The 9,710-nt window shown below is 53.3% G+C and carries 9 protein-coding genes and 1 tRNA gene; 2 read left to right on the plus strand and 8 right to left on the minus strand.

The features are described from left to right. Window positions 1-37: 37 nt before the first annotated feature. From rpsA to aroA, 3 genes are all read right to left on the minus strand, one after another. Window positions 38-1,741, minus strand: coding sequence for a 30S ribosomal protein S1 (gene rpsA, locus AMM48_RS14650; protein ID WP_022733999.1), 1,704 nt, complete (start codon window positions 1,739-1,741; stop codon window positions 38-40). Window positions 1,742-1,975: 234 nt separating this feature from the next. Beyond that, entirely contained in the window at window positions 1,976-2,620 is a 645-nt protein-coding gene (gene cmk / locus AMM48_RS14655) for a (d)CMP kinase (RefSeq protein ID WP_102784631.1), read from the minus strand. A gap of 60 nt (window positions 2,621-2,680) precedes the next feature. Continuing rightward, window positions 2,681-4,024 (minus strand): 3-phosphoshikimate 1-carboxyvinyltransferase, encoded by a 1,344-nt coding sequence (aroA, locus tag AMM48_RS14660; protein WP_102784632.1) that lies wholly within the window; start codon window positions 4,022-4,024, stop codon window positions 2,681-2,683. A 359-nt stretch (window positions 4,025-4,383) separates the two neighbouring features. Here aroA and AMM48_RS14665 point away from each other — a divergent pair, with 359 nt between their 5' ends. Together AMM48_RS14665 and AMM48_RS14670 are read left to right on the plus strand one after the other, a co-directional pair. Continuing rightward, window positions 4,384-4,689: an FYDLN acid domain-containing protein gene (locus tag AMM48_RS14665; protein WP_022734002.1), complete on the plus strand. Its 306-nt coding sequence runs from the start codon at window positions 4,384-4,386 to the stop codon at window positions 4,687-4,689. A gap of 98 nt (window positions 4,690-4,787) precedes the next feature. After that, window positions 4,788-4,863: transfer RNA gene (locus tag AMM48_RS14670), tRNA-Ala, on the plus strand. A gap of 49 nt (window positions 4,864-4,912) precedes the next feature. Here the strand turns inward: AMM48_RS14670 and AMM48_RS14675 are convergent. From AMM48_RS14675 to AMM48_RS14700, 5 genes are all read right to left on the minus strand, one after another. Further along, the gene (locus AMM48_RS14675; RefSeq protein ID WP_158246474.1) at window positions 4,913-5,935 is read right to left on the minus strand and encodes a site-specific integrase; all 1,023 of its coding nucleotides are present in this window, start codon (window positions 5,933-5,935) and stop codon (window positions 4,913-4,915) included. 291 nt (window positions 5,936-6,226) lie between these two features. After that, entirely contained in the window at window positions 6,227-6,985 is a 759-nt protein-coding gene (locus AMM48_RS14685) for a helix-turn-helix transcriptional regulator (RefSeq protein WP_198413543.1), read from the minus strand. Further along, window positions 6,978-7,292, minus strand: a complete 315-nt coding sequence (locus tag AMM48_RS14690; RefSeq protein ID WP_146030415.1) for a hypothetical protein — start codon at window positions 7,290-7,292, stop codon at window positions 6,978-6,980. The genes AMM48_RS14685 and AMM48_RS14690 overlap by 8 nt, the downstream gene beginning before the upstream one ends. A gap of 75 nt (window positions 7,293-7,367) precedes the next feature. Next, window positions 7,368-8,192, minus strand: a complete 825-nt coding sequence (locus AMM48_RS14695) for a helix-turn-helix transcriptional regulator (protein WP_102784636.1) — start codon at window positions 8,190-8,192, stop codon at window positions 7,368-7,370. A 59-nt stretch (window positions 8,193-8,251) separates the two neighbouring features. Continuing rightward, window positions 8,252-9,517 (minus strand): hypothetical protein, encoded by a 1,266-nt coding sequence (locus tag AMM48_RS14700; RefSeq protein WP_102784637.1) that lies wholly within the window; start codon window positions 9,515-9,517, stop codon window positions 8,252-8,254. Window positions 9,518-9,710 lie beyond the last annotated feature (193 nt).

Raw genomic sequence — 9,710 nt, forward strand, 5'->3', positions numbered from 1 at the left:
CACACAATGTGCCGATCGTATTTTGTCGGAAGCTGGCTTATTCGCCGGTTTCCTGTTTCTTGCGCAGAGCTTCGCCGAGAATATCGCCGAGCGATGCACCGCTGTCTGCCGAACCGTAATCCGCCATTGCTTTCTTCTCGTCAGCAACTTCGAGTGCTTTGACAGAGAGGGAAACTTTGCGGGTTTTAGCATCGATCGCGGTAACACGTGCGTCGATTTTTTCACCAACTGCAAAGCGTTCCGGACGCTGTTCTGAACGCTCACGCGCCAGTTCAACTTTACGGATGAAGCCTTTCAGCTCGGTGTCGCCAACAGATACCTCGATGCCACCGTCGTTAACTTCGGTGATTTCACAGGTGACAGCTTCGCCACGTTTAATGCCGGTGACAGCTTCTTTGAACGGATCGCCCGAAAGCTGTTTGATGCCGAGCGAGATACGCTCTTTCTCAACGTCAACGTCAAGAACCTTGGCTTTGACGACGTCACCTTTTTTGTATTCTTTGATGACTTCTTCACCAGCGCGGTCCCATGACAGGTCCGAGAGGTGAGCCATACCGTCGATACCGCCGAGCAGGCCAATGAACAGACCGAATTCGGTGATGTTCTTGACTTCGCCTTCGATCTCAGACTCGACCGGATGGGCTGCAACGAAGGCATCCCAAGGATTCGAGGTGCACTGCTTGAGACCAAGCGAGATACGACGTTTCTGTGCATCAACGTCGAGCACCATGACTTCGACTTCCTGCGAGGTCGAAACAATTTTGCCCGGGTGGATGTTTTTCTTGGTCCAGGACATTTCGGAAACGTGGACCAGACCTTCGACACCAGCTTCGAGTTCGACGAATGCGCCGTAATCGGTGATGTTGGTAACGCGGCCTTCGAATTTCGAACCGACCGGGTATTTGGCTTCGACACCTTCCCACGGATCAGCTTCAAGCTGCTTCATGCCAAGCGAGATACGCTGGGTTTCGCTGTTGAAGCGGATAACCTGAACTTTAACAGTCTGGCCGATCTGAAGGGCTTCTGACGGATGGTTGATACGTTTCCAAGCAATGTCGGTAACGTGCAGCAGGCCATCAACGCCACCAAGATCGACGAATGCGCCGTAATCGGTGATGTTTTTGACAACGCCGTCAAGAACCTGACCTTCCTGGAGGTTCTGGATCAACTCAGCACGCTGTTCAGCACGGGTCTCTTCGAGAACTGCACGACGCGATACCACGATGTTCCCGCGCGAACGATCCATTTTCAGGATCTGGAACGGCTGCGGGTTGTTCATCAGCGGGGTAACGTCACGTACCGGACGGATGTCAACCTGGCTGCCCGGCAAGAATGCCACGGCGCCCGACAGGTCAACGGTAAAGCCGCCTTTAACGCGACCAAAGATGGTGCCGTCAACGCGTTTACCTTCGGCGAACTGTTTTTCAAGCTCGACCCAGGATTCTTCGCGACGCGCTTTTTCACGCGACAGAACGATCAGGCCATCTTTGTTTTCGTAACGGTCAACATAGACATCGACGGTATCGCCAATGTTTACTTCGCCGGTACCAAATTCTTTAAGCGGAACGCGACCTTCGGATTTGAGGCCAACGTCAACGATTGCGTCATCGTCAGTTTTCTTGACGACCGAACCGGTCATCACGCGACCGACAAAACCTTCGTCTTCAGAACCAAGGGTTTCGGCCAACAGGGCGGCAAAATCTTCGCCAGTTGAGAATTGTGCTTCTTCAGCGGTGGTCATAAACCAGACTTCCTTTCGAGTATCGTCACTATATTCTGGCCAACCGGTTGTATCCGGTGGTCTTTGCCGCAACATCGCGGCGATCGTGTCAGTCAAGGTCCAAACCCGGACAGATATAAAAGGCGAACCTTCCATACACGAAAAGGTGAACGCACAAGTCGTTCACCTTAGGGACAGGTCATATGACCGGCACCTCGGGATCGTTCATCGCCTGACGGTTAAAACGCCCTTTGATCAGTCATCCGCACTCATATGAGTATGGATATGTGCCATAACGGCGTCATACACTGCGTTGGCATTCAGACGGTCCGTATCAATGTGGATTGCGTCTTCTGCCATCTTGAGCGGTGCGACATCGCGGGCACTGTCTCGGGCATCCCGTTCTTCAAGCTCTTTAAGAACGCGCTCGTATATAGCAGCGGGATTTTTTTCCTGCAACTGTTTGAACCGACGGTTTGCACGTTCTTCGACCGAAGCGGTCAGATAAAACTTGATTGGGGCCTCGGGACAAACAACCGTTCCAATATCGCGACCATCCAGAACAGCCCCGCGTTTACCGTCCGGCGGGGTGGTGGCAAGACGGCGCTGAAAATCAAGAAGTGCCGCGCGAACCATTGGAATTGCTGCAACTTTTGAGGCAGCAGTCCCGACCTTTTCGCTGCGCAACGCATCGCCGGATAAATCATCAGCATTGAGGTTTTCGGCCACTTTAACCGCAACTGCCTCATCCGCAGGGTCGGCTTTTTGGGCCAAAACTTTTGCGCCGGTTGCGCGATATAAAAGTCCGGTATCAAGGTAAGCATAGTTCATTGCGTCCGCGACTCGACGCGCCAAAGTCCCCTTGCCGGATGCTGCCGGCCCATCAATGGCGATGATCATTTGCTTCGCTCCCTGTGTGTACCTGATTATATAGTTGCTCTCTATATTGGGTCAGATTGATCAGGAATGCAGCGCAAATTTTGCGCCCATGTCACCCATCAGCTTTTCAAAGCTTGGGAAGCTTGTCGCAATCGGGTTGGCATCATCCACCGCAACCGGTTTTTCCGCCCCAAGACCAAGGATCAGAAACGACATCGCGATCCGGTGATCAAGATGGGTTTCAACCATGCCACCGCCCGGAACTGCCCCGCCCGTCACAATCAAATCATCGCCTTCGATCCGGTGAATAACGCCGTTGGCCTCAAGCCCCGCCGCAACAGCGGCCAGACGATCCGATTCTTTCACGCGCAGTTCTTCAAGATCGCACATGCGGGTTTCACCCTCCGCATAGGCCGCGGCAACGGCAAGAACCGGATATTCATCAATCATCGACGGTGCACGATCTGCCGGAACAACAATCCCCTGCAGACGATTTTTACCGGTCACGACAAGATCACCGATGGTTTCACCGGCTTCTTCGCGTTCGTTGGTGATCGTGATGTCGCCGCCCATTTCAATCAGGGTGGTAATCAAACCGGTGCGCAGCGGGTTCAAGCATACATCGCGAATGGTCACGTTTGAGTCCCGATGGATCAGGGCCGCGACCAGCGGGAATGCTGCCGAGCTGGGATCAGTCGGAACAACAATATCGGCAGCCTTCATTTCAGCAGGCCCCGTCAGGCTCACCGTACGCCCACCGTCATCATTGACCTTCACATCCACATCGACCCCGAAATGACGCAACATGCGTTCGGTATGATCACGCGATGGTTTGGGCTCAATCACGGTGGTTGTGCCGGTGGTATTGAGCCCCGCCAGCATCACGGCCGATTTCACCTGGGCGGATGCCATTGGCAATGTGTAGGTGATCGGCTTTGCCTCATCAGTCCCAATGACGGCCATTGGCGGGCGGCCGCGATCACGGGTAATGAATTTCGCGCCAAATTCGGCCAGCGGATCAGCCACACGGCCCATCGGGCGTTTGCACAGCGAGGCGTCGCCGGTGAAAAAGGTCGTGATCGGATGGGTCGCAACAATGCCCGCCATCAGACGAATGCCAGTCCCGGCATTGCCCATGTCAATCACACTATCGGGTTCGCGAAGTGCACCAACACCAACCCCGGTCACATGCCATGTGCCATCATCATCACGGGTGACGGTCGCACCCAGTTTGCGCATGGCGTCCGCCGTTGCCAGAACGTCTTCACCTTCGAGCAGCCCGGTGACCTTGGTCGTGCCAATCGCAAGACCGCCAAACATCAAGGACCGGTGGGAAATCGATTTGTCACCCGGAACCCGGATATCGCCTGAAATCGGACCTGTTTTGGCCGATGAAAGCGGGCGTTTGGTCTGCGAAGAACTCATGGAGCCATACCTGTCAGTAACGATTTGATCATCATTTGTGGGCCAACTTGAAAAAGCATCGCGCTGCAGCCTTGGTTTTAGCGCTCACGAGCCATTCAATCACCGGGGCAAAGCTCTAGCACAGGCAATTGTAACGCACCAGTATCGAACCCAAATTTTGACAGGTGAATTACACCATTTATGAAGCAGAATTCCATCATCGTCACAGTGAATGGGAAATAGCGTAATTTCCTTTTGACAAGGCGGCAACAAGATGGCAATTGGGCTTCTTAGACATGATGATACGCGCAGCTTCGCAGCACCTTGCGCTTAACAGCCATACTCTTCGAAGATCACGGTAATTAAGAGGATTTGCCGTAATGTCAGCACGCGGTAAGAAACGTCACTGCCTCGCCTGCGGTACCAAATATTACGATTTGAATCGTACCCCGGTCATCTGCCCCAAATGTGCTACGCCAGATGGCGTGACAAAGGTCAAGAAAGCCGCGGTTGCCAAACCGGCACCTGAAGAAGACGAAGATGTCGATGACGTCAACGATCTTGATGACAATGATGATGTGGATGTCGACGACGACATTCTCGAAGATGCATCTGATCTTGGTGAAGATGACGATGATCTCGGAGAAGTCTACGAGCACGTCGAATCAAACGATGATGATCGCTAAGATTTTTTGAAAATAGGTCTTGCCAATATTTGGTGAACCTTCTAAATATGCGCCGCGCCGCAGCCCAAACCTTGGTTTTGTTGCGACGCGGACAAAGTGGGGCCGTAGCTCAGTTGGGAGAGCGCTACAATGGCATTGTAGAGGTCGTCAGTTCGATCCTGATCGGCTCCACCATCAAAACCCCAAGGGAAACCTTGGGGTTTTGCCAATTCTGGGCCATGGCTCAATTTGCCTGTTTCGTGAACATTGTCACGATATCCGCCCTCGGAGCCAGCGTTTCGGCCAGCGCAGACAGATATTCCGGCGACCATTTCCGATACACCCGCGTCACGGTTTCCCGTGTTGTCGCGGTCATATCCGAAATCGAATCTATGGAATGCCCGGCCATCGCCAGCCACGAAATCACCGAATGTTTGAGAACGTGCGGCGATACCGGTTCGAGCCCCGCATTCAAACAGGCTTGCCGGAAAGACTTCTTGATATCGGCAAGCGGTTTTCCGTTGTACTCGACCACATAGGGCGTCTGGGCAGATCGCTTTACCTCCAGCAACATGTTTGCCGTCAGAGGACTGATAGGTACAACCGTCCGCCGTTTCCCGGTAATTTCCCTGTCGGGGTCCTGAAAGTCGATATGCGGACGATCCAGATTTACCCGATCCCATGTGAGTTGCAGAATTGCCGATTTCCGGGCTGCGGTTGACATCGCAACCAGTATGAAAACCTTCAAATGCTGCGGCCCTGCGGCTTCCAACAACTGATAGGCTTGCTCCTGAGTTAGCCACTTCTCGCGTGGGGGAGCTTTGCCCGGTGTGTCGATTTCCGGTACCGATGCGATCCAGCCCTTTTTCAAGGCGTAATTCAGGGTGGTGCGGAGCTCTATGAGCTCCGCCCGCAAACCGCCGGGACGGTGTTCCCTTTTCTTCCAATAGGCGTAGACGCGACTGGATGTGATCTGCTCCGGCAACAGTTTCCCGAAATGCTCGTGCAGGTTTTTGTGATAGTAGGGCGTGTTTTTTGCCCGTGCGCGACCCTTGGCACGAATGTCCTCCAGCCGCTTTTCCAGCAGTTCTGAAACAGTCGCAGTGCTGGCCGGGGCTTCGAGCTGATTGATTACGTTTATCAAGCATTGCTCAGCCTCCGTGCGATCTGCCCAGCCCGTAGTCGTTGTTTTACCCCGATACCGGATATACCAGTTTTCACGGTTTTTGAGCTTGACGAGGCGGGGCGGTTCTTCCTTGCGGGGCATGTGTAACGCTCCAGATATTCGGACAGGGACGACGCAGGCACACGGATTTGACAACCGGGGCGGCGGATGCATGTCATCTCACCCCGGTTAACCAATTGCCGTGCCGTTTCGTAGCAAACACCAAGACGGGTTGCGACCTCGTGCAAGGTCAACAATCTATCAAGTGCTTGCGCTGTTCCGCTGGAGACGTTAGGATCGTGGGTATTGAGACTACTCATGAATTAATCCTTTTGGGTTGGTTCAAGCTGCTTCCAACAGCTTGAGTGGTTCATCGGTTAGAAGCGGCTCGGATCATCCATCCGGGCCGTTTTTCTTGCCGGTATAGTCATGACTTTGTGCTGCATAGTCATAGGGGTCCTCTTCAAAACTACGAACAGGACCGGGAATGCCCATGCCATGCATGTTTGGCTGAAAAACTTTGCGTTCCAGCATTTTTTGCTCAAAGGTATCTTCTGCTTCAATTACCTTTTTTGCCTCCTCTTTAATCCAATCCACACCATCGGAACCGAACTTCTCTTTCGCTTTGTCAGGGTCTACAAACACGCGAACAGTTTCTCGCAACAAATGATTGTCCCTTAACAAAGCAAACCATTGTTCCGACACATAGTTATGAGCTGGATGATCCATAAGCCAATCCTCCTGTGTCTTAACGTAATAGCCTGCATACTCTTCCGCGCCCAAACAGCTAAGAAGGGCGGTCAAAGGACTGATTTCCAGTGAAAAACACAGCGCCGCCAACTTTGGGCTTGGCGGGAACTGTCCATCATCTTCCAAACCAGCCTTTTCATAACGAACCAACGAATTTTCGCTGACACCAGCTTTCTTTGCGACATGTGCGCGACTTAACCCACGCTCTAAACGAGCCTTGGTTAGCAGTTCACCCAAAGGAATTTGAGCATTTTTACGCCGCGACATCGAAACCTCAACATGGTGTAAATTCGTTACCTTTTTGAAGGTGTCGAATTTGACCAATTTTGTCAACTGCATTTCTCGCTGAGATTGTCGGAAGCTGGATGTCAATCCAGCTTGCCCTATCACCACATCAAACATTCCCTCTCTCCCCAGTCGCACCAAGATACTGATCTGCAAAGAAATTAAGCGGCAGCGTTGCGACTTCCACCTGATCCGCACTAATGAAACCTCGCTTTGCATAATCGACTGCACGGGCCGTAATTGCATCGGTAAGAAAGTCTATCGGGTCGATATCCGCATATTCCGCAAGCTCCTGCGCGGCCCGCAATATCGCCCTGGCCACAACAATCTGATCATGGTCGATTACATCGCAAAACATCATCCCAGCCACACCGAAAGCGGTTTTCTGGCGGTGTTCCTGTTTCTTGATCGCGGTTTTGCTCATAGGCGCATTCATGGCTTTCTGGCTCCTGTATTTGTGTGAAGGGCGCGGGCATTGATCAACCCGCGCCGTTATCGATTAAGCCGCGGCTTCCAGTTCGCGACGTGGAAACTGGTCCAAATTGGCCAAATCCATTCCCTTTCCCATTAGGGCCAGCTTGCGAAGCGGTTCACGGATCAAAGGCACAAACTCGGCATAGTCGCCCCAGCAGTCAGACCAACCGAGATAACGCGGCTCTTCGAGATCGAATTCGTCTTTGATTGCATCCGCAACTTTGACCACCGCATCACGGTCGATAGCGTAAAGGTCCGATCCGAGAATTGCCGTATCAACAATACGTTCCTCAACCAGACCGCAATAACGCTGTGCCTCGTCTACATCCTCAACAAACAGACCGAAAATACCATCAGATGTAGGTCGATCACCTTCAAACAGTCCCCGCGCCTCGGCCAACGCTTCCAACTCATCGCTTTCAAGACGCTTCATTGCCGCTGCCAGTTCATCAACCAGAGCCATTGCGCGGCGCTGGGCACCATCGAACCCGATAGCACGAAACGCAGTCAACTCATCAAGCATCGCCTCGACCACGACCATTCCCCCGGTAACTTCCTCGGGAACAGTTTCCCCTTCCTTGGGAGTTTCCACGGCAATCTCTTTGGGGCCTTCCTCTGTTCCTGCCATTTCACCGAAAGGCAATTTGTACAAATCACAAAGCGCCTTCAAACGGGTGAGCGTCGGCTCCGATGCTCCTGCTTCGTAATGCTCAAGCGTCTTGGCCGGAATGCCGGTTTCATCCTGTACTTTGGCGCGGGAAATACCCAGTGCATCACGCGCATTACGTAGCTTCACACCCATCGTTGCGATGGCATCATTTTCCGGCAGATCACGAACTTGTTTAACCATTCTGGTTTCCTTTCAAGAGACCCATTTCCCTACGTAACGTAAACGTAGGACATGGGAGTTTACCGGGGACATTCCCCGGCAGTTTGATCCCGCTTGCTTTTTGCAGTGGCGGGGCTTCCCGAAACCATTCCGGGAACCTCGTTTGGGCTGTGCCCGTATCGCGTATCGGAAGGACCACCACGCACGACACCATCGCGGTCGATGATTTCGTACCGTCGCGTGACCTTTCGCATTTTTCGTTTGAAATCTTTGACCTTTGGTCCCCGCACATGGTCGGTGATCAGGGTGGCAATCTGGGCAGGAAGATCGACAGCGATCTTGTCGTGATCCATGCCAGACAGAACCGCCAGATTTGCCGACAGGCCGACAAGCTGGGCTGTGATTGTCTGGCGTTGCTGATCTTCCATGACCTGCTTGATAACGCCCGGTGTGGCGTTGCTCGACCAATCGGACAAATCGCGGGTAATGCAGTCTTTTGCAGCACACCAGAATTCATCATCATCAATGCGGGAGACGTTTTCGTTCTTTTCCCATGCACGGGATTTGTAACGGACCTGCACCAAGGCATCCTTGAAGATATCGCCCAGTGCCTTGCGCAAATCGGGCCAGCGCGTAATGCCCCAATGTTCCTTTAGATGCTTTTTGCCCGCCCGGATTTCGAGACGCCAAATCTGATCACCGGCCTCATCAAGCTCATCACGATCAATGTCCCAAATCGACCACCAGTGGCCCTTTTGCTTCTTCACCACCTCAAGGCGCTTGTCATAGATGCAAATCTGGCGTCCCGGCATTTTCCCAATGGTAAAGCCCGTGCAACGCTGCCCGCGCCATGCTTGGTTCCATTCATCGCCGCTTTGGCCCAGCGTCGTTGTGCCGTGCATTGAAAAGCGATCTGGATCGATACGGAAATCACCGGATACCCGCCAATCCATCGCAAAATCGACACGGGAAATCGATTCCTCCAAAACCGTTGCGCCAATCGCATCCAGTTCGTCATACATCCGGGCAACGGCCTGTTCGAAACCGAATGCGGCCAACGTCGCGCTTTTGCAGGAAACGCGGATACCCCAGTTTTCCTTACGCTGCGACTTGGACATGAACCATGTAAAGCCGAGGTCGCCCGTATCCACGATAAAGGAATACCCGCCATCGCGAAGACCAGTCGGGCCGACATGCCCCTTGAAGTCGCCTATCTCGACATACTGCCGTTGCTTAAGCTCCTGTGCGGCCTCTTTACCGCCCTCAAGCACCTCAACCGCACTGAGCGGGATGCAACCCTTGAACGTCACGTCAAGCCCGTCAAAACCTGCGTAAATCAGCTTCATTTTAGTTCCCCTGTCACCAGAGGGGGGCGTGATACAAAAACCGCCCCCCGAGTGCGCTCAGGCCGCGCACAGCGACCAGTAATGTTGTTCGTTGTGGTGAATGCTGTATCGGGGGGGGGGGCCCCCCAACCCCCCCCCTTCCCCCCCCGGCGGGGGGCGCGGGGAGGGAATAATCACTTTCCCCTTGTGTTCT

Source organism: Thalassospira sp. GB04J01 (genome assembly GCF_000751115.1).
GTDB classification, from domain to species: domain Bacteria; phylum Pseudomonadota; class Alphaproteobacteria; order Rhodospirillales; family Thalassospiraceae; genus Thalassospira; species Thalassospira lucentensis.

Bases quoted from the DNA above. Each gene is read 5' to 3' on its own strand.
- AMM48_RS14675 (WP_158246474.1), bottom strand. From the start codon at position 5,935: ATGCCCCGCAAGGAAGAACCGCCCCGCCTCGTCAAGCTCAAAAACCGT.
- rpsA (WP_022733999.1), bottom strand. From the start codon at position 1,741: ATGACCACCGCTGAAGAAGCACAATTCTCAACTGGCGAAGATTTTGCC.
- AMM48_RS14685 (WP_198413543.1), bottom strand. From the start codon at position 6,985: ATGTTTGATGTGGTGATAGGGCAAGCTGGATTGACATCCAGCTTCCGA.
- cmk (WP_102784631.1), bottom strand. From the start codon at position 2,620: ATGATCATCGCCATTGATGGGCCGGCAGCATCCGGCAAGGGGACTTTG.
- aroA (WP_102784632.1), bottom strand. From the start codon at position 4,024: ATGAGTTCTTCGCAGACCAAACGCCCGCTTTCATCGGCCAAAACAGGT.
- AMM48_RS14700 (WP_102784637.1), bottom strand. From the start codon at position 9,517: ATGAAGCTGATTTACGCAGGTTTTGACGGGCTTGACGTGACGTTCAAG.
- AMM48_RS14695 (WP_102784636.1), bottom strand. From the start codon at position 8,192: ATGGTTAAACAAGTTCGTGATCTGCCGGAAAATGATGCCATCGCAACG.
- AMM48_RS14665 (WP_022734002.1), top strand. From the start codon at position 4,384: ATGTCAGCACGCGGTAAGAAACGTCACTGCCTCGCCTGCGGTACCAAA.
- AMM48_RS14690 (WP_146030415.1), bottom strand. From the start codon at position 7,292: ATGAGCAAAACCGCGATCAAGAAACAGGAACACCGCCAGAAAACCGCT.